Origin of the sequence: Streptomyces sp. NPDC048172 (assembly GCF_043202595.1) — a bacterium.
In the GTDB taxonomy this organism is placed as follows: domain Bacteria; phylum Actinomycetota; class Actinomycetes; order Streptomycetales; family Streptomycetaceae; genus Streptomyces.
Genome location: NZ_JBIDAT010000006.1, coordinates 688,271 through 706,729, shown reverse-complemented (window position 1 = coordinate 706,729; position 18,459 = coordinate 688,271). Strand labels below are relative to the sequence as shown.

General features: G+C 73.3%; 21 protein-coding genes. 5 read left to right on the top strand and 16 right to left on the bottom strand.

Translation table 11 applies throughout. The features are described 5' to 3' along the window. Window positions 1-6 precede the first annotated feature (6 nt). From ACGF3A_RS29010 to ACGF3A_RS28985, 6 genes are all read right to left on the bottom strand, one after another. Window positions 7-1,020: a hemolysin family protein gene (locus tag ACGF3A_RS29010; protein WP_393733303.1), complete on the bottom strand. Its 1,014-nt coding sequence runs from the start codon at window positions 1,018-1,020 to the stop codon at window positions 7-9. Further along, complete coding sequence (locus tag ACGF3A_RS29005; protein WP_393733302.1) at window positions 1,017-2,366, bottom strand: hemolysin family protein; 1,350 nt, start codon at window positions 2,364-2,366, stop codon at window positions 1,017-1,019. Before ACGF3A_RS29005 ends, ACGF3A_RS29010 begins: the two co-directional genes overlap by 4 nt. Before the next feature lie 215 nt (window positions 2,367-2,581). Beyond that, window positions 2,582-3,040 (bottom strand): GNAT family N-acetyltransferase, encoded by a 459-nt coding sequence (locus ACGF3A_RS29000; RefSeq protein ID WP_393733301.1) that lies wholly within the window; start codon window positions 3,038-3,040, stop codon window positions 2,582-2,584. A 47-nt stretch (window positions 3,041-3,087) separates the two neighbouring features. Further along, window positions 3,088-3,978: an LLM class F420-dependent oxidoreductase gene (locus ACGF3A_RS28995; RefSeq protein WP_393733300.1), complete on the bottom strand. Its 891-nt coding sequence runs from the start codon at window positions 3,976-3,978 to the stop codon at window positions 3,088-3,090. 304 nt (window positions 3,979-4,282) lie between these two features. Then, complete coding sequence (locus tag ACGF3A_RS28990) at window positions 4,283-6,856, bottom strand: ABC transporter permease (RefSeq protein ID WP_393733299.1); 2,574 nt, start codon at window positions 6,854-6,856, stop codon at window positions 4,283-4,285. Window positions 6,857-6,871: 15 nt separating this feature from the next. Further along, window positions 6,872-7,609: an ABC transporter ATP-binding protein gene (locus ACGF3A_RS28985; protein ID WP_393733401.1), complete on the bottom strand. Its 738-nt coding sequence runs from the start codon at window positions 7,607-7,609 to the stop codon at window positions 6,872-6,874. Window positions 7,610-7,866: 257 nt separating this feature from the next. Between ACGF3A_RS28985 and ACGF3A_RS28980 the strand changes: the two genes are divergently transcribed. Beyond that, window positions 7,867-8,112, top strand: coding sequence for a toxin-antitoxin system HicB family antitoxin (locus tag ACGF3A_RS28980; protein WP_393733298.1), 246 nt, complete (start codon window positions 7,867-7,869; stop codon window positions 8,110-8,112). After that, entirely contained in the window at window positions 8,109-8,480 is a 372-nt protein-coding gene (locus ACGF3A_RS28975; RefSeq protein WP_393733297.1) for a fic family toxin-antitoxin system, toxin component, read from the top strand. Before ACGF3A_RS28980 ends, ACGF3A_RS28975 begins: the two co-directional genes overlap by 4 nt. Before the next feature lie 7 nt (window positions 8,481-8,487). Here the strand turns inward: ACGF3A_RS28975 and ACGF3A_RS28970 are convergent, their stop codons facing one another. The 4 genes from ACGF3A_RS28970 to bioB all read right to left on the bottom strand — a co-directional run bounded on the left by ACGF3A_RS28970 (window position 8,488) and on the right by bioB (window position 12,503). Continuing rightward, window positions 8,488-9,156, bottom strand: coding sequence for a class I SAM-dependent methyltransferase (locus ACGF3A_RS28970; protein WP_393733296.1), 669 nt, complete (start codon window positions 9,154-9,156; stop codon window positions 8,488-8,490). A 134-nt stretch (window positions 9,157-9,290) separates the two neighbouring features. After that, on the bottom strand, window positions 9,291-10,127 hold the full coding sequence (bioD, locus tag ACGF3A_RS28965; protein WP_393733295.1) for a dethiobiotin synthase: 837 nt from the start codon (window positions 10,125-10,127) through the stop codon (window positions 9,291-9,293). Beyond that, complete coding sequence (locus ACGF3A_RS28960; RefSeq protein ID WP_393733294.1) at window positions 10,124-11,437, bottom strand: adenosylmethionine--8-amino-7-oxononanoate transaminase; 1,314 nt, start codon at window positions 11,435-11,437, stop codon at window positions 10,124-10,126. The genes bioD and ACGF3A_RS28960 overlap by 4 nt, the downstream gene beginning before the upstream one ends. Beyond that, window positions 11,430-12,503 (bottom strand): biotin synthase BioB, encoded by a 1,074-nt coding sequence (bioB, locus tag ACGF3A_RS28955; RefSeq protein ID WP_393733293.1) that lies wholly within the window; start codon window positions 12,501-12,503, stop codon window positions 11,430-11,432. Before bioB ends, ACGF3A_RS28960 begins: the two co-directional genes overlap by 8 nt. Window positions 12,504-12,699: 196 nt before the next feature. Between bioB and ACGF3A_RS28950 the strand changes: the two genes are divergently transcribed. Continuing rightward, the gene (locus tag ACGF3A_RS28950; protein ID WP_393733292.1) at window positions 12,700-13,854 is read left to right on the top strand and encodes an 8-amino-7-oxononanoate synthase; all 1,155 of its coding nucleotides are present in this window, start codon (window positions 12,700-12,702) and stop codon (window positions 13,852-13,854) included. Between the two features lie 23 nt (window positions 13,855-13,877). On the opposite strand, the gene ACGF3A_RS28945 is transcribed toward ACGF3A_RS28950, so the two are convergent. Further along, window positions 13,878-14,111 (bottom strand): DUF397 domain-containing protein, encoded by a 234-nt coding sequence (locus tag ACGF3A_RS28945; RefSeq protein WP_393733291.1) that lies wholly within the window; start codon window positions 14,109-14,111, stop codon window positions 13,878-13,880. A 12-nt stretch (window positions 14,112-14,123) separates the two neighbouring features. Beyond that, window positions 14,124-15,080 carry a helix-turn-helix domain-containing protein gene (locus ACGF3A_RS28940; protein WP_393733290.1) on the bottom strand — a complete coding sequence of 319 codons (957 nt, stop codon included), beginning with the start codon at window positions 15,078-15,080 and terminating at the stop codon, window positions 14,124-14,126. Window positions 15,081-15,358: 278 nt separating this feature from the next. On the opposite strand from ACGF3A_RS28940, the gene ACGF3A_RS28935 reads away from it, so the two are divergent. Continuing rightward, window positions 15,359-15,787, top strand: a complete 429-nt coding sequence (locus ACGF3A_RS28935; RefSeq protein ID WP_393733289.1) for an ATP-binding protein — start codon at window positions 15,359-15,361, stop codon at window positions 15,785-15,787. Between the two features lie 45 nt (window positions 15,788-15,832). On the opposite strand, the gene ACGF3A_RS28930 is transcribed toward ACGF3A_RS28935, so the two are convergent. Genes ACGF3A_RS28930 through ACGF3A_RS28915 form a run of 4 tightly spaced genes read right to left on the bottom strand, consistent with a single transcriptional unit; the run spans window position 15,833 to window position 18,013 of the window. Further along, window positions 15,833-16,342: a DUF6328 family protein gene (locus ACGF3A_RS28930; RefSeq protein ID WP_393733288.1), complete on the bottom strand. Its 510-nt coding sequence runs from the start codon at window positions 16,340-16,342 to the stop codon at window positions 15,833-15,835. Between the two features lie 45 nt (window positions 16,343-16,387). After that, window positions 16,388-17,032: a GNAT family N-acetyltransferase gene (locus ACGF3A_RS28925; protein ID WP_393733287.1), complete on the bottom strand. Its 645-nt coding sequence runs from the start codon at window positions 17,030-17,032 to the stop codon at window positions 16,388-16,390. Window positions 17,033-17,051: 19 nt separating this feature from the next. Beyond that, window positions 17,052-17,366 (bottom strand): hypothetical protein, encoded by a 315-nt coding sequence (locus tag ACGF3A_RS28920; RefSeq protein WP_393733286.1) that lies wholly within the window; start codon window positions 17,364-17,366, stop codon window positions 17,052-17,054. 5 nt (window positions 17,367-17,371) lie between these two features. Continuing rightward, a complete protein-coding gene (locus tag ACGF3A_RS28915; protein ID WP_393733285.1) occupies window positions 17,372-18,013 on the bottom strand; it encodes an ATP-dependent Clp protease proteolytic subunit in 642 nt (213 codons plus the stop codon). Between the two features lie 85 nt (window positions 18,014-18,098). Here ACGF3A_RS28915 and ACGF3A_RS28910 point away from each other — a divergent pair, with 85 nt between their 5' ends. Further along, a complete protein-coding gene (locus ACGF3A_RS28910; protein WP_393733283.1) occupies window positions 18,099-18,455 on the top strand; it encodes a type II toxin-antitoxin system Phd/YefM family antitoxin in 357 nt (118 codons plus the stop codon). Window positions 18,456-18,459 lie beyond the last annotated feature (4 nt).

Genomic DNA, 18,459 nt, shown 5'->3' with positions numbered 1-18,459 from the left:
AGGGGCTCAGCCGGGCGTACCGACCAGCTCCCGGAGCACGTCCTCCATGGTCACTACGCCCACCGCGCGCCCGTCCTCGCCGGTCACGGCGGCCAGGTGCGTACCGCTGGAGCGCATCGCGCCGAGCACGTCGTCCAGCGGCATCGAGGAGCGCACGCGGGCGATGGGCCGCATCGCCGTCACCGGGAAGGGCTCGTCGCGCGGGGAGGCGTCGAGCGCGTCCTTGACGTGCAGATAGCCCAGCACCCTGCCGTCCTCGTCGACGACGGGGAACCGCGAGTACCCGGACCGGGCGGACAGCGCCTCCAGCCCCTCGGGGGTGATGCCCCAGCGGGCGGTGACCATCCGGGAGAGCGAGCGCGCGACGTCGCCGACCGGGCGGCGGCCCAGCTCCAGCGCGTCCCGCAGCCGCTCCGTCGAACGGTCGTCCAGCAGGCCCGCCTCGCTGGAGTCGGCGACCATCTGCGCGAGGTCGTCGTCGGAGAACGCCGACTCGACCTCGTCCTTCGGCTCGACCTTCAAGAGCTTGAGCAGCGAGTTCGCGAACGCGTTGACCGTGAAGATCACCGGGCGCAGCGCCCGTGCCAGCGCCACCAGCGGCGGCCCCAGCGCCAGCGCGGCCCGCTCGGGCTCGGCCAGCGCGATGTTCTTCGGGACCATCTCGCCCAGCAGCATGTGCAGGTACGTCGCCAGCGTCAGCGCGATGACGAACGAGATCACGTGGGCGACCCCGTCGGCGACGCCCACCGCGTGGAAGACCGGCTCCAGCAGATGCGCGATCGCGGGCTCGGCGACGACACCCAGCACCAGGGTGCACAGCGTGATGCCGAGCTGCGCGGCGGCCAGGAGCTGCGAGACGTGCTCCAGGCCCCACAGGACCTTCCGCGCCCGCTTGTCCCCGTTCTCCGCGTGCGGCTCGATCTGCGCGCGGCGCACCGAGATCAGCGCGAACTCGGCGCCGACGAAGAAGGCGTTGACCACCAGCGTCAGCAGTCCGATGAAGAGCTGCACCGCCGTCATCGCCGTACCTCCTCGTCCTCGTCGGCCGCCAGCTCGGCGGCGGTCGGCCCGGTGAGCCGGACGCGCGCCGCGCGGCGGCCCGCCGCGTCGGCGACCTCCAGGCGCCAGCCCGCGACCTCGACCGTGTCGCCCCGCTCGGGGATGCGGCCCAGCTCGGTCGCGACCAGTCCGGCCAGCGTCTCGTAGGGGCCCTCCGGGGCCCGCAGCCCGATGGCCTCCAGCTGGTCGGTGCGGGCCGCGCCGTCCGCGTCGTACAGCGGGCGGCCCTCCGCGTCCTCACCGGCCGGGGCCAGGTCGGGCGTCTCCAGCGGGTCGTGCTCGTCGCGGACCTCGCCCACGACCTCCTCGATGATGTCCTCCAGCGTCACGACACCGGCCGTGCCGCCGTACTCGTCGATGACGACCGCGATCGAGCGGTCCCCGCCCGAGAGCTGGTCCAGCAGCCGGTCCACGGTCAGCGACTCGGGTACGAGCAGGGGCTCGCGCATCAGCTCGGTGACGGGGCGCAGCCGCCGCTCGTCGGCCGGGACCGCGAGCACGTCCTTGATCCGCACGATGCCGACGACCGTGTCCAGGCCGCCCCGGTGGACGGGGAAGCGGGACAGGCCCGTGGCGCGGGTCGCGTTGGCCACGTCCTCGGCGGTGGCCTGCACCTCCAGCGAGGTGACCTGCACGCGCGGCGTCATCACGTTCTCCGCCGTCAGCTCCGCCAGGTGCAGGGTCCGGACGAAGAGGTCGGCGGTGTCCTCCTCCAGCGCGCCCTCCTTCGCGGAGTGCCGCGCCAGCGCCACCAGCTCCTGCGGCGAACGGGCCGAGGCCAGCTCCTCGGTGGGCTCCAGGCCCATGCGCAGCAGGATGCGGTTGGCGGTGTTGTTCAGATGCCGGATGAGGGGGCGGAAGGCCGCCGAGAACACCCGCTGCGGCGTCGCCACGCGCCGCGCCACCGGCAGCGGCTTGGAGATCGCCCAGTTCTTGGGCACCAGCTCGCCGATGACCATCAGCACGATGGTGGAGAGCGCGGTGCCCAGCACCAGCGCCACGGAGGAGGAGGCCGAGCGGGGGATGCCCAGCGATTCGAGGGGGCCCGAGATCAGCGCCGCGATGGACGGCTCGGAGAGCATGCCGACGACGAGGTTCGTGACGGTGATGCCGAGCTGGGCGCCGGAGAGCTGGAAGGTCAGGGAGCGCACGGCCTCCAGCGCGCTGCGCGCGCCCCGGTCCCCGCGCTGCTCGGCGCGCTCCAGCTCGCTGCGCTCGACGGTCGTGAGCGAGAACTCCGCCGCGACGAAGGCGCCGCACGCGAGCGCGAGCAGCAGCGCCACCAGCAGCAGAAGCACCTCGGTCATCGAGCCGTCACCTCCCTCCCATGGTCGGGCAGGGCGTGCGAGGACGCTCGGTGTCCTTGTCCTGATCGGGGTCTGTGGCCACTACTGGGAGGGTCGCCCATGGGCGGACGCTCACACCTTTCGATCGCGATGAGGCGCCGTCCGTACCCGTACGGACCGGCGCGGGAGCTGTTCATCGTAAACGGAGCGGTCCCGCGCCGGGTTCCCGGAGCAGGTCAGCGGGGTACGGCCGCTCCGTCGCCGGTCGGACCGCCGGTCAGCGGCTTCACCCAGCGGCTCCACTGCGGCTGCGGAGCGTAACCGGCGGCGGCCCAGGCGCGGTGCGCCCGCTCGTTGTCGTCGAGGACCATCGCGTCGCCGCGCCGTCCGCCCAGCGCCGCGAAGCGCTCCTCGGCGGCGGCCAGCAGGGCCCGCGCGACGCCCTTGCGGCGCGCGGAGGGGTGGACGGCGAGCCGGTAGAGCGAGCAGCGCCATCCGTCCCACCCGGCGATGACGGTGCCGACGAGACGGCCGTCCTCCTCTGCGAGGAGCAGCGCCTCGGGGTCGCGGTCGATGAGCCGCGCCACCCCGTCCCGGTCGTCGCTCACGCTGGTGCCCTCGGCGGCCTCGGCCCAGAAGGCCAGCACGCCGTCGATGTCGGCCGCGTCGGCGGCCCGTATCCGAAGCTCGTCCATGGCGGCATCCCACCACCGCGCCGCGCGCCGCTGCCAGAGGATTTCCCTCAGCTGCCCTTCAGCTCCTGGATCACCGGCGCGAAGGCCTCCATGTGCGGGTCGAGCACCGTCCAGTACGAGAAGCCGAACCGGTCCCGGTGCTCGCGCAGCTGCTCCGCGATCTCCTTGACCGAGCCCAGCAGCAGCGCGGGGTGGCCCAGGATCTGCTCCTCGGTCATGTCCGGCCCGTACGGCGGGAGCCCGCGCAGCTCGGCGCGGCGGTCGGAGGTGACGGCGACGTACTGGACCAGGTAGTTCAGCTCGTACGGCTCGGTGCGTGCCGCCGCGTACCCCCGGAACGCGGCGGTCCGCTGCTCCAGCTCGTCCGGCGTCGTCAGCCGCAGCGTGCCCAGCGGCTCGCCGCGCACCTGCCGCGCGCCGGTGAAGGCCGCGACCGACGCCTTCCGCGCCGCCAGCCGCAGCACCCGGTCGCCGTTCCCGCCGATGAGCAGCGGCACCGCCTCCTGCCGGGGCTGCGGCACGTGCTCGGGGTCGGCCAGCAGCCGCGCCAGCTCGGCGACGGTGTGCTCCAGGTGGCCGACCCGCTGCCCCGGCGAGCCCCACGGGATTCCGGCGCGGTCGTGCTCGGCCTTGACGTAGCCCGCGCCGAGGCCCAGCTCCAGCCTGCCGTCCGTGAGCTGGTCGCAGGTGGCGACCTCGCGGGCGAGCAGCGCGGGGTTCCACAGGTTGGTGTTGAGCACGAAGGTGCCGAGCCGGGGCCGTTCGGTGACGGCCGCGGCCGTCGCGAGCGCGCTGAACGGCGCGCACATCCCCAGGTGGTCGGGCACGTGGACGACGTCGTACGCCAGCTCCTCCGCGCGGCGGCAGCGCTCACGGAACGCCGTGCCCGTGTCGAAGGTGATCATATTGACCCCGAAGCGGAACGGCCGTGCGGCCATGCCGAACTCCTCACTCTTGCCGGTGAGTTGACCGCTGAGCATCTTACGGCGGTGTCCGGCGGATCGTGGTTGCCCTCGTCTCAGGGCTGGGCAGGGGCTGCCCCGTGCCGTGTGTTGCAGGCTGCGGCTGTCGTCGTGGCTTGTCGCGCAGTTCCCCGCGCCCCTGAGGCCTCAGGGGCGCGGGGAACTGCGCGAGCAACCACCCACCACCCGCAGCCTGCGGCGGACAGGCAGGGGCAGCCCCTGTCCAGCAGCCACGGCGGGCCGCACCGTACAGCACCGTCTCGTACCGCCGCGGCGGCAGTCATTCGTGGGCGATCGCCGCCAGTACGTTCATGCGCGAGGCGCGCAGCGCCGGGAGCAGCGCGGCGATCAGGCCGACGAGCGCCGAGCCGACCACGACGGCGACGACCGTCCACCACGGGATGCCGAGCGCCTTCATGCCCTCCAGGGCCAGCACTTCGCGTACGGCCACGCCCCACACCAGTCCCAGGGCGAGGCCGAGGACCGCGCCGAAGACCGCGATGACGACCGACTCCAGGCGGATCATCCGGCGGAGCTGGCGTCGCGCCAGGCCGATGGCGCGCAGCAGCCCGATCTCGCGCGTCCGTTCGATCACGGAGAGGGCGAGGGTGTTGACCACGCCCAGTACGGCGATCACGATCGCGAGGCCCACCAGCGCGAAGAGCAGATAGAGCAGCACCGCGATCTGCTCCCGTACCAGGTTCTTGTAGTCGGCCCGGTCGAGCACCTTGACCTGCGGATACGGCGTGAGGGTGCGCTCCAGCTCCTTGCGCAGTTCGTCGGTGTCCTTGCCGGGGCCCGCCGCGACCAGCAGCGCGGCGTCCTCGCCGCCGGGCTGCACCTTGTTGAGTGTCGGCATGCCGATGACGACGTCGCCGACGCCGCCGCCCCCGCCGGTGTCCTCGGCGGTGATCCCGGCGACGGTGAGCGTGGCCCGCGCGCCGTTGGAGAACCGGGCGGCCATCCGGTCGCCGACCGACAGGTCGTTCTCCTTGGCGAACTTCCGTGTCACTGCGGCCCGTCCGGGCCGCAGGGACTCCGCCAGGCCGCCCGCCACGTAGTCGGACGACGTCACCTTCTCCAGCCCCCGGTCGGCGGCCACCCCGACCTTCTTGGTGGTGCCGCCGTCCGGCAGCGTGAGCCGCATCTGCACGAACCGCTGCCGCACGAGCGTTCCTACGCCCCTCGCCGCGCGGACCTTCTCGGTGATCTCCTGGGGGAACGGCAGGAAGTTGTCGTTCTGCACCACGAAGTCCGCGCCGAGCGACTTGTCGATCTGTTCGTCGAAGGACTTGGTGATCGAGGCCGCCGCCACCGACATCCCCACCACCAGCGCGAGCCCCACCATCAGCGCCGAGGCCGTCGCGCCCGTACGGCGCGGGTTGCGCAGCGCGTTGCGCTGGCTCATCCGGCCGATCGACCCGAACAGGCGGGGGAAGGCACCGCCCACGACCCGGATCACCGGGCGTACGAGCAGGGGTCCGGCGACGACCGTCGCGATCAGCGTGCACACGATGCCGACGGCCAGCAGTCCGGCCGCATCACTCGTGTCCGTGCTCCGCGCGCAGCCCGCCAGCGCCGCCGCGCCCAGGGCCGCCACGACCAGCCCGACCACGGCCCGGACGCGCAGCGGCCGTCCGGTGCCCGCGACCTCCACGTCGGCGAGCGCCGCCATGGGGGAGACGCGCGCGGCACGCCGGGCGGGCAGATAGGCGGCCACGAAGGTCACCCCGAGCCCCACCGCGTACGCCGCGACCGGGGTCGGCCACGTGAAGGCGATCTCGGCCGCGTCCAGGTTCATCCCGAACGCGCTCATCAGCCCGATCAGGCCCACCGCCAGGCCCACTCCGGCGGCCAGCCCCAGCGTCGAGCCGACGAGGCCGAGCAGCAGCGCCTCGGTCAGCACCGAGCGGCGCACCTGCCGCCGGTCGGCACCCAGCGCGCGCAGCAGGCCCAGCTCGCGGGTGCGCTGCGCGATCAGCATCGAGAAGGTGTTGACGATCAGGAAGATCCCGACCAGCACCGCCACTCCGGCGAAGCCGACCATCACATAGGTGAGGATGTCGAGGAAGTCGCCGATGTCCGAGGCCTGGGACTTGGCCTGCTCGTCGGCCGTCTCCAGCTTGAACGTCCCCGGGGCGTCCAGCGCCGTGGCGATCCGCCGCTTGAGCTGGACGTCCGAGACGCCGGGGTCCGCCTCGGCGGAGATGCCCGTGGCCACGCCGGGCCTGCCCAGCAGCTCGCGCTGCGCGGTGCCGGTCTCCAGGAACACCAGCGTCGCGCCCGGGTTGGTGGTGGTGAAGGTCGCGATGCCCACGATCCGCACCTTGAAGCTGCCGGGTGCGGCCATGACCGTGAGCGGGTCGCCGATCTTCAGGTCCTTGCGGTCGGCGGTGTCGGCGTCGAGCAGCGCCTCGCCCTCGCCGCGCGGCGCGTGCCCGCTGGTGACCTTCACCGGACTGCGGTCGGACACGTACCAGTTGACGGCGATGGTGGGCGCGCCCGTGGTCGAGCCGACCGCCTTGTTCTTCCGGTCGACGACGGTCAGGTTCTCCGCCGTCACGTCGATCCGCGCCTTCGCGACGCCGTCGACCCGCGCGACCCGGTCCCGGGTGGCGGCGGGCAGCGTCTCGATCCGGCCCGAGGGGAACTGGCTCTCCTCGTCGAACTCCGGCTTCGGCGTGACCGTCACGTCCGCCGCCGTCGACTTGAAGAGCTCGTCGAACGTACGGCTCACGGTGCCGGAGAAGATCAGGCTGCCCGACACGAAGGCCACGGACAGCAGCACCGCGAGACAGGACAGCAGCATCCGGCCCTTGTGGGCGAAGAAGCTCCGCAGCGTCGCACGCAGCACGGCGGCCTCCCCGCCTCAGCCGTGCCTGATCACATCGAACTGCTTCATGCGCTCCAGCACCGACTCGGCCGTCGGCTTCTCCATACGGTCGACGATCTTGCCGTCACCGAGGAAGAGCACCAGGTCCGAGTGGGCGGCGGCGCCGGGGTCGTGCGTGACCATGACGACCGTCTGGCCGAGCTGGTCGACGGCCTCGCGCAGGAAGTCGAGCACCTCGCCGCCCGAGCGCGAGTCGAGGTTGCCCGTCGGCTCGTCCGCGAAGATCAGCTCGGGCCGGGAGGCCAGCGCCCGCGCGGCGGCCACGCGCTGCTGCTGGCCGCCGGAGAGCTGCGCGGGCCGGTGGCCCAGCCGGTCGCCCAGGCCCAGCGTCTCGATCACGGTGTCCACCCACGCCCGGTCCGGCTTACGGCCCGCGATGTCCATGGGCAGCGTGATGTTCTCGGCGGCCGAGAGCGTGGGCAGCAGGTTGAAGGACTGGAACATGAAGCCGACCCGGTCCCTGCGGAGCTGGGTCAGCTGCTTGTCGCTGAGCCCCGTGATCTCCGTGTCGCCCAGCCACACCCGGCCGCTGGAGACCGTGTCGAGCCCGGCGAGGCAGTGCATCAGCGTCGACTTCCCGGACCCCGAGGGGCCCATCACCGCCGTGAACCGCCCCCTCGCGATGTCCACGTCGACCGCGTCGAGCGCCACCACGGCCGTCGGCCCCGTGCCGTAGGTCTTGGTGAGCCCCTCAGCCCGCGCGGCGAGCGGCATGCCGTCCGTCTGGTCCTGTCGTGCGGCTGGCGATGGTGTGGACACCGTGCCTCCCCCGGGTCCCAACTCCCTTGGAGCGCCCGAGAGTAAGGGCACGGGCGCCCCGTGGCCATCCGTCGTGCGGGCCAAGCTGGGCGGGCCGGATCGTACCTGCGGAGGATTCCGCGCCGCCCGTCGCGCCGCCCGCGCACGGAGCCCGCCGAGAGCCCGTTGCGCGCCCCTGGCCGAGGCTAGCGGAATAGTGCTAGCTTGACGGTGTGGCGAAGACCCAGATGAACGTACGCGTGGACGAGGCGACGGCACGGGCGGCCCGGGAGCGGGCCCTCGCGCAGGGGGTGAGCGTGAACCGCTACATCGAAGAGCTGGTCCAGCGGGACGCCGCCGAGGTCGGCCGCGCCTTCGTGGACGCGGCGGCCGACTTCATGAAGAGCTACGAATCGGTCTTCGCCGAGGAGTTCGGCGTCACCGACGCGGGAAAGAGCACCGGCGGGCCCCAGGCGTGAGCGTCAGCGTCGACCTCGCCTGGCTGCTCATCCTCGCCGAGGAGAAGACCCCCGGCGACCCCCGCGTCACCGACTACGGCGCGCTCGTCGCCGCCGTCAGCAGACACGAGGCGGCGATATTCGGCCGCCCCGTCTACGCCGAGCCGCACGACCGCGCCGCGGCCCTCCTCCAGCTCCTCCTGCACGTCCCGGCCCTGGAGCGTACGAACGCGCTCTTCGCCTCCGCCGTCGCCTACGGCTACCTCGTCGCCAGCGGCCTCAAGGTCACCACGTCCCCCGAACAGATCCGCGACCTCGCCCGCCTCATCAAGAGCGGCACCGCCGACATCCGCACGATCGCCGACGAACTGCGCACCTGGACGCTGTGAGCCGTGCCTACGGGCGGCGCGCGCTGCCCAGGACGTGGAACGAGTGGGGCATCGGGGGGCCGTCCGCCGGTACGCGCAGGCGTTCGTACCGCAGCTCGGTGAAGCCCGCTGTCCCGATCGAGGCGACCGGGTTCCGCGCCGTGTGGCAGCCGCCGAAGAGGAGGGGCCACACCGTGCGGTCCAGGGCGCGCTGGAAGCCCGCCATGCCGGGGCGGCCCTCGGCCAGTCCGTGTTCGTAGAAGCGGAGTTCGCCGCCGGGGCGGAGCACGCGGTGGATCTCCGCGAGGGCCCGGGGGACGTGCTGGAGCGAGCACAGGACCAGGCATACCACCGCCGCGTCGAACGACTCGCTCTTGACCGGCAGGGCCTCCGCCGTCCCCGGCACCACGTCCACCGGCACGTCCGCGCGCAGCGCCGACTCGGCGGCCAGCTGCCGCAGATGGCGCTCGGGTTCGATCGCGACGACCTCGGAGACGCTGTGCGGATAGCGCGCGAAGTTCAGCCCGTTCCCGGCGCCGACCTCGATCACCCGGCCCGAGAGCCCCGCCACCAGGGTCTCCCGGTGCGCGGCGATCCCGAAACGGTCGTCGGCGGTGACGCTCGCGCGGGCGTAGCAGCGAGCGAAGAGCGGGTGCCGGACGGCGTCGCGCGGCGGCTTGTTGCTTCTCGCGGGCATCGTGGCTCCTCCCCGTGGGTGGTACCCGCCAGCGTGCCACGCGTCTGCGACGGGTGTCCGGGGATGAGGGGCGCCCCTTCCCTCCCCCGGGCGGGGAGGGGCGCCCCCGGTGTCCCGTGGGGTGTCCGGTGGGTCTATCCGTCCGTCCCGGCGAGCTGCCACACGCCGCCCAGCTCCGGCGCCAGCCACCCGGCCGCCGCCGCCTGGAAGCGGGCGGGCGGCAGGGCGCCCGCGCCCTCGGGGACCGCGCCGGACAGTGGCAGGCCGGTGGCCTCGGGCCACTCGGCGAGGTTGCAGCGGGTGGCGAGGTCGGGCGCGGCGGGGAGGCTGCCGACGACCGCGCCCGCGCACGTCAGCCCGCGCGCGCGGAGTGCCTCGGCGGTCAGTGCCGTGGCGTTGAGCGTGCCCAGGCCCGCGGCCGCGACGACCACGACGGGTGCCGCCAGCGCCCGCGCGGCGTCCGCCACGGTGCCGCCCGCCGCGTCGAACCGTACGAGCAGACCGCCCGCGCCCTCCACGAGGACGAGGTCGTGCGCCGCGGCCAGCTTCGCCGCCGCCTCCGCGATGTCCGCCGGGCCGACGTACGGCAGCCGGGCCCGCCGCGCGGCCGTCGCGGGGGCCAACGGCTCGGGGTAGCGGGCGAGTTCGGCCACCGTCACCCGGGGACCGGCCAGCCGTGCGGCCTCCTCCGCGTCGCCGGGCTCGTCCGCGCCGACGCCCGTCTGCGCCGCCTTGAGCACGGCCACCGACCGTCCCGCGCGCACCGCGCACGCGGCGAGCGCGGCGGTGGTGACCGTCTTGCCGATCTCGGTCCCGGTGCCGGAGACGACCAGGACCCCCTTGGGCCCCTGCGGCCCGCCTACGCCGTCTGCGCCGCCCACACGGTCCGTGCCGTACGCGCCGTACGCGCCGTACGCGCCGCCCACGCCGTCCGCACCGTTCATGCCGTTCACGCTGCCCCCGCCGCTCATGCCGCCTCCGCCACCGCGCGCATCGCGGCGCAGACCCGCGCCACGTCCTCGTCGTCCATGACGTACGGCGGCATCGCGTAGACCATGTCGCGGAACGGGCGCAGCCAGACGCCCGCGGCCACCGCCGTACGGGTCGCCGCCGCCATGTCCACCTCGTGGTCGAGCTGGAGTACGCCGATCGCGCCCAGCACGCGGACGTCGCGCACGCCGGGCAGCGCCGCCGCCGGGGCCAGCCCCGTGCGCAGCGCGGACTCGACGCGGCGGACCTCGCCGGCCCAGTCCTGCCCGAGCAGCAGGTCCACCGAGGCGCAGGCGACGGCGGAGGCCAGGGGGTTGCCCATGAACGTCGGGCCGTGCGCCAGCACCGGGACCTCGCCGCGCGAGATGCCGTCGGCCACGCGCGGGGTGCACAGCGTCGCGGCCATCGTCAGATAGCCGCCGGTCAGAGCCTTGCCCAGGCACAGCACGTCCGGCGTGATCCCCGCGTGGTCCGCGGCGAAGAGCGCGCCGGTCCGCCCGAAGCCGGTCGCGATCTCGTCGAGGACGAGCAGTACGTCGTACTCGTCGCACAGCGCGCGCAGTTCCCGTACGTACGCGGGGGAGTGGAACCGCATGCCGCCCGCGCCCTGCACCACCGGCTCGACGACGACGGCCGCCAGCTCGTCCGCGTGGTGCGCGATCAGCTCGCGCAGCGAGGCGAGATACCCCTCGTCGGGCTCGGCGTCGAAGCCGGGCGGCGGGGTGTCCGCGAAGACCTGGCGGGGGAGGACGCCCGACCAGAGCTGGTGCATGCCGCCCTCGGGGTCGCACACCGACATGGGGTGCCAGGTGTCGCCGTGGTAGCCGCCGCGCCACGTCAGCAGCCGCCGCTTCTCCGGCCTGCCGAGGGAACGCCAGTACTGCAGGCACATCTTGGCCGCGACCTCGACGGAGACCGAGCCCGAGTCGGCGAGGAAGACGTGCTCCAGGCCGTCAGGGGTGATGTCGACAAGTCGTCGCGCCAGCCGTACGGCGGGCTCGTGCGTGAGCCCGCCGAACATGACGTGGCTCATCCGGCCGAGCTGGCCGGTCGCGGCCTCGTTGAGCACGGGGTGGTTGTAGCCGTGGATCGCCGACCACCACGAGGACATGCCGTCGACCAGCTCCCGCTGCCCGTACGCCGGTTCGGCCAGCCGCAGCCGTACGCCCGAGGCCGACTCGACGGCCAGGGGCGCGACGGTGCCGGGCATCGGGCCGTACGGGTGCCAGACGTGCTGCCGGTCCAGGGCGAGCAGCTCGTCCGGGGGGAGGGGCTTGAGGGGCTCAGGCATTGGGCGGCAGCTCCGTCCCCGCGCCGCGGCGGCGCACGCCGACCTGCCCGCGCTCCTGCTCGCGCCGGTGCCCCGGCAGGGTGGTGGTGTCCGTGCCCTCCACCTCGAAGCCCGCGTCCGCGATCATGTCCAGGTCGGTCTGGCCCGCCTGCCCCTCGCTCGTGAGGTAGTCGCCGAGGAAGATCGAGTTGACCAGGTGCAGCGCGAGCGGCTGCATCGAGCGCAGATGGACCTCGCGTCCGCCCGCGAGCCGCACCTCGGAGTCGGGGCAGACGAAGCGCGTCATGGCGAGGATGCGCAGCGCGCGCTGCGGGTTCAGGTTCCACTCCCCGGCCAGCGGCGTCCCCTCCATCGGGATGAGGAAGTTGACGGGCACCGAGTCCGGGTCCAGCTCGCGCAGCGCGAACACCACGTCCACCAGGTCCTCGTCCGTTTCGCCCATGCCCGCGATGAGCCCCGAGCACGCGGAGAGGCCCGCGGACTGCGCGTTCCGCACGGTGTCGACCCGGTCGGAGAAGTCATGGGTGGTGCAGATGTCGCCGTATGTCGCCTCGGACGTGTTGAGGTTGTGGTTGTACGCGTCGGCCCCCGCCTCGCGCAGCCGCGTCGCCTGGCCGTCCTTCAGCAGGCCGAGGCAGGCGCAGATCTCGACGTCCTCGTTCTGCTCCTTGATGGCCGCGATCGTCTCGGAGACGCGGTCCACGTCGCGGTCGGTGGGGCCGCGCCCGCTCGCCACCAGGCAGACGCGCTTGGCGCCGCCCTTGACCCCGGCCTCGGCGGCCTGCGCGGCCTCGTCGGGCTTGAGCCAGGTGTACTTGAGGATCTCGGCGCTGGAGCCGAGCCGCTGCGAGCAGTACGAGCAGTCCTCGGGACACAGGCCGGACTTGAGGTTCACCAGGTAGTTCAGCTTCACGCGGCGGCCGAACCACTGGCGCCGCACCTTCCCGGCCGCGGCCACCACATCGAGCAGTTCGTCGTCGGAGGTCCTCAGCACGGCCAGGGCCTCGTCGCGTGTCGGCAGCTCGCGCCGCAGGCCCTTGTCCACGAGTGTCGTCAGCAGATCCATGGCACCGATCCTGCTGGAAATCGCCCCCGGGCGAAATGGAGAACCCCTACAAGACCGCTCGACAGCACTGTGGGCAGAACAACATTCTGACCAGGAGTCCGGCGGGATACGTTCTATGCACTGTCTACAAAGCACCCCCGGGCAGTACCCGCGAGTAGTCGTCAGAGTCCGACAGCGTCCCCGAGGAGACAGCGCCATGCCGCACAGCCAGGACCCGTTCGCGTGGACCGGCGCCGCGCTGGAGGACCGGCGTGCCGCCGGGCTGCTGCGCACGCTGCGCCCGCGCCCCGCCGACTCCCCGCTGCTCGACCTCGCGGGCAACGACTACCTCGGTCTCTCGCGGCACCCCGAGGTCACCGCCGCCTCCGCCGAGGCGGCCCGGCGCTGGGGCGCGGGCTCCGGGGGCTCGCGCCTGGTGACCGGATCGACGGAGCTGCACGCGGAGCTGGAGGCCGAACTCGCCGCGTTCTGCGGCTTCGAGGCGGCCCTGGTCTTCTCCTCGGGGTACGCCGCCAACCTCGCGGCCGTCACCGCCCTCTCCGGGCACGACGGCCTCCTCGTCTCCGACGCGGGCAACCACGCCTCGCTGATCGACGGCTGCCGCCTCTCCCGTGCCCGTACGGCCGTCGCCGCGCACGCCGATCCGGGGGCCGTGCGCAAGGAGCTGGCGGCGCGTACGGGGGAGGGGCCCGCGCTGGCGGTGACCGACTCCGTCTTCTCCGTCGACGGCGACGCCGCGCCGCTCGCCGAACTGGCCGCCGCCTGCCGCGCGACGGGCGCGGGCCTGCTGATCGACGACGCGCACGGCCTCGGCGTCCTCGGCGACGGCGGGCGCGGCGCCCCGCACGCCGCCGGGCTCGCCGGGACGCCGGGCACCGTCGTGACCGTCACCCTCTCCAAGGCGCTGGGCTCCCAGGGCGGCGCGGTCCTCGGCCCGGCCCCGGTGATCGCCCATCTGCTCAACACCGCGCGGACGTTCATCTTCGACACCGGCCTCGCCCCGGCCGCCGTGGGCGGCGCCCTCGCCGCGCTGCGGCTGCTGCGCCGCGAGCCGGAGCGCCCGGCGCGCGTCCGCGCGGTCGCCACGGGGCTCCACGCGCGGCTGACGGCGGCGGGCCTGGCGGCCGCCCGGCCGGACGCCGCGGTCGTCTCCGTCCGCGCGCCGTCCCCGGAGGCGGCGGTGCGCTGGGCGGCCGACTGCCGTACGGCCGGGGTCCTCGCGGGCTGTTTCCGGCCGCCGTCGGTGCCCGACGGCATCTCGCGGCTGCGGCTGACCGCGCGGGCCGATCTGACGGAGGAGCTGCTCACGACGGCGGCCGGCACGGTGATCGCCACCGCACCGGCCGCCTGACCCGGAATCAGGTCCGTTCCAGCTCAGTCCAGCCCGGACACCCCCCGGCCCCCGTTGTCCGAGTCCGTCGCCGCGCGTACGGACGTGACGAAGGACGCCCATGCGGTGCTCCCGAAGAGCAGCACATGGCCGTCGCCGTCCCTCGCCTGTTTGCTGTCCCGCACGGCGAGCCGCCCGTCGTCGTTCCGAGCGGCCTCCACGCAGTTGTTCGCCCCCGTGCTGTAGCTGCTACGCCTCCAACGGAGGTGGTCACACATGGCGAAATCCCCTCAAATGCCCTCTGCGACCCCGGCGATGAACGCCAGGGAATCCTCGTAGGACAGGGCGTGCGTCCGCAGCGTGTCGAACGCCGCGGAGTACGCCCGCAGTTCGCTGTGCTCCTCCAGATAGAGGCTACTCGTCAAATGGTCGAGAACAACCACGTCCAGATCAGCAATGTTCGAAAAGGAGAAGATAACGAAAGGACCTGTGATCCCAATGTGCACACCGCTGTCAAAAGGCAACACTTGCAGGCGTACGTGTGGTAGCCGGGCGGCGTGCGCCAGGAACCGCAGCTGCTCACGCATCACTCCGCGCCCGCCGATCTCCCGGCGGAGCACCGCCTCGTCCAGCACCGCGTCGAGCCGCAGCGGCGGACCGCGGTGCAGCACGGCCTGCCGCGCGGCGCGCACCTCGACCAGCGATTCGATCCGGCTCTGCGGCGCGTCCGGACTCAGCGCCGCGCGCGTCACCTCGCGCGCGTACGCCTCGGTCTGCAGCAGCCCCGGCACCACCGTCGTCTCCAGCGTCCGCTCCCGCACCGCCTCCGACTCCAGCGAGATGAAGTCGCGGTAAGCGGGCGGCAGCAGGTCACGGTAGGCGTGCCACCAGCCGCGCCGAGCACCGCTCCGCGGCCCGCCGGGCGCGCCCTGCCGGCCGTGCGGCGTGGCGCCGCGCACGGCGGGGCCGCCGTTCGGTGCCCCGTTCTCCGGCCCGTCGAAGCCGTCGGCCCCGGCCAGCGCGGCGAGCAGCGCCCGCAGATCCGGGTCCTCGACCCGGTACGCGTCCAGCAGCCGCACCAGATCGGCGGGCTTGATGCCGCTGCGCCCGGTCTCGATCCGGCTCACCTTCGACTGGTGCCAGCCCACCAGTTCCGCCGCGTCGCGGCTCGTCACGCCCGCCTTGTCCCGCAGCCGCCTCAGTTCGGCGCCCAGTTTCCGGCGCCGTACCGCAGGCGCGTGTCGCATGGTTCGCTCCCTCCGCCCCTCTACCTGCCCCGGAATCGTTACCACTCGGGCACCGGCTCCGGAACCGATACGCCGAGTTGCGGTCCAAATACGTTCTGCCGTCGCAGAGTTCACCGCTTCGAGCGACAGATATATGCACATCCAGGGGGATCGGCCCCCTCGTGGCCCCGCGTGATGGCACGCTGACGCGAAGCAGTTGTCCACGGGCCGCACCGTCTCCATCCGCGGCCCCCTCGCGTCACCGCGCACGGACCCGGCGGGAAAGGGACGGCCTCGCCATGGCAGACCTTCAGGAAACCACCATCACCCTGCCGAGCGCCCCTGCCTCGGTCACCGCCGCCCGCAGATACGTCACCAGGATCCTCGCCGAGTGGGGCATGGCGCACGGCGACGTGGTCGACGCGGTCCGCCTCATCGTCTCCGAGCTGGCCACCAACGCCGTCCAGCACACCCGGGGCCAGTCCCCGACGTTCACCGTCGAGGTCCGGCTCGAACGCTCCGAGCAGCTCCGCGTCGGCGTCACCGACAGCCATCCCCGCAGGCCCAGGCGGCTCCCGGCGGCGGTCCAGCAGGACAACGGCCGGGGCCTGGTCATCATCCGTACGCTCACGGCCGAGTCGGGCGGCGACCTGACCATCACCCCCACGCCGGACGGCGGCAAGACGGTGTGGGTCACCCTCCCGTGGCTCCCCGTCCCGGCCTCCTGACAAGGTCGCCACCCCCCTTCCGCCCTCTCCCTCCTCGGGTGGAGCTCAGTCCGGGTCCCCGCGCCCCCGTACGCAGAGCACGTGCCGCAGCCACCACGGCACGGCCGCCCACAGCGCCGCGCACCCCACCAGCACCCCGATGCCGGTCGCGATCCCGCCCGTACGCCCCAGGACGACGTCCGAGATGAGCAGCACGGAACCGGTGAGCGCCAGCGCGAGCACCGCCATCCCGATCGCGGTCAGCCGTGCCGAGACGTCGACGATGGTCCGCTTCACCCCCCGTCGGAAGAGCACCCGGTGCAGCGCGGCGGGGGCGGTGAAGAGCACGGCGGCCGACACCGCCAGCAGCAGCGTCACCACATAGACCCCCCGCTGCACCCCGTCCAGCGAGGGGAAGCGGGGCGTGAACGCCAGGGTCAGCAGGAAGGCGAACAGGATCTGGACCCCGGTCTGGAGGACGCGCAGCTCCTGGAGGAGCTCGGCGAAGTTCCGGTCGTCGCGCTCCAGCGTGGTCTCGTTCCTGAGGGGTGCCTCGACGGGCAGTGACGCGGCCATACGGCCCGGGTTTCCCGGACGGCGCCGCTCAGTCCCCCGTGCCGCTCAGTCCCCCGCGTAGGTGAGGAGCACCTCGGCGGCCACGGGCGTGAACCCGGCGGCGAGGAAGGCCCGCAGGCTCGCCGCGTTGCCCGGCGCGACCTGTGCCCACAGCGTCTCGTCGGCCGGGACCAGCTCCCGTGCCGCCGCCGCGAGCGCCCGCCCGAGGCCCGCGCCGCGCGCCGTCGCGTCGACCTCCACCGCGACCTCCCACCGCCCGGCGACGCCCCGCCCCACCAGCACGGTGCCGCCGGGCGCCGTCCAGGCCCGTACCTCGTCGCGGTACCGCAGCGCCCGCGTGACGCGGGGGTGCGCCCGGTCGGTGGTCTCCCGCAGCCCTTCGGCGGGGGCCGCACGGGGGGTCTCGCCGGGGCGCAGGGCGAGCAGCGCGTCCTGGCTGCCCGCCGTCCTGCCCGTACGCGCGCACAGCGCGGACAGGAACGGCGGGCCCAGCGGGGCGCCCAGGTCGTCCGGCGGCAGCAGGCCCCGTATCCAGTCGGGGTCGGCGTCCGCGAAGACCACCGAGTGCGCCGTGAACGCCAGGACGCCCGCCGCGCGCGGCGACGGCTGGGGCAGCACCGTCAACGAGCCGTCGGCGGGCGGGAATTCACCGTGCGCGGCGGCGTCGAGCAGCTTGGCGAGATCGGTCATCCCCGCAGCCTACGGCCGGTCAGGACCCGGCCACGTCCTCCGGCGGCAGCGCCACCAGGCGGGACCTGCGCTCCCCGTCCAGGACGCGGATCGCCCGCCCCAGCGTGGCCGCGTGGACCTCGCTCTCGCCCCTGTCGTGCATCAGCGTGAGCGCGTCCCGCAGCGCGGTGGCCCGCCCCACCAGGCTCTGCGCGGCACGCAGGCCCCGGTAGGTGTCCCCGCCGCGCGCCGGATTGATCCGGCCGAGCAGGTCGAGCACTTCCAGATAGGTGTCGACCAGATCGCACTCGGCGCGCGTGAGCGCGGGCAGCGGCGGCAGCTCGGGCGGGAGCACCTGCCTCACCTCCGCGGGGGCTGCGCCGCGGAGAGCTTGCGGCTGGCCGTGACGCTGTCGATCAGCCCGTACACGATCGCCTCCTCCGCGCCGAAGACCTTGTCCCGCTCGATGTCCCGGCTGATCCGCTCCAGGGGCTGGCCCGTGTGCTTCACGTACAGCTCCTCCAGCATGTCGCGGGTGCGCTGCATCTCCCTGGCGTGGATCTCCAGGTCGGTGGTCTGGCCCTGGAGCGGCTCGGCGACCCGGGGCTGGTGGATGAGGATCCGCGCGCCCGGCAGCGCCAGCCGCTTGCCGGGCGCCCCGGCGGCCAGCAGCACGGAGGCGGCGGAGGCGGCCTGGCCCAGGCAGACGGTCATGATGTCGCAGGTGACGAACTGCATCGTGTCGTAGATCGCCGTCATCGCGGTGAACGAGCCGCCGGGCGAATTGATGTACAGCTGGATGTCCTGGTCCGGGTCGGCGTGCTCCAGGTGCATGAGCTGCGCCATCACATCGTTCGCCGAGATGTCGTCGATCTGCGTGCCGAGGAAGATGATCCGCTCGTCGAGCAGCTTCGAGTACGGATCCAGATTGCGGTACCCGTTGCTCGTGCGCTCGGTGAACTCCGGCAGTACGTAGCGTGCTTCGGGTCGCGTCGGCGTCATCGCTCCACACCTCTCGTCATGTTCTCGAATGCGCTCTCGCGTCCGTAAAAAATGTACAGGACGTACAGAACGTATGCTGGGGAGCATGGCTTACGAGATTCCGGTGACGCAAGCCCGCGCAGAGCTCGCCGACCTGATCAACCGGGTGGTGTACGGCGGGGAGCGCGTCGTGGTCACGCGGCACGGAAAGCCCCTCGTAGGGCTCGTATCGGCCGCTGACCTGGAACGACTTGAGGAAGAGAGCGCCGCGGAGCAGGAGGAGGTCATCAGCACCGTCTCCGCCGTGCGGCCCTTCGGCTCCGCTGCGGGCGAACGCGAGGGGCGGCGCTTCGGCATCGCCGCCGAGCACCGCGGCACGGCAGCCGCCGCCGAGCACAGGAGCCCGGCCGCCGAGCACAGGAGCCCGGCCGCCGAGCACCGGCGGCCGGGCGAGAGCAGATGACGCG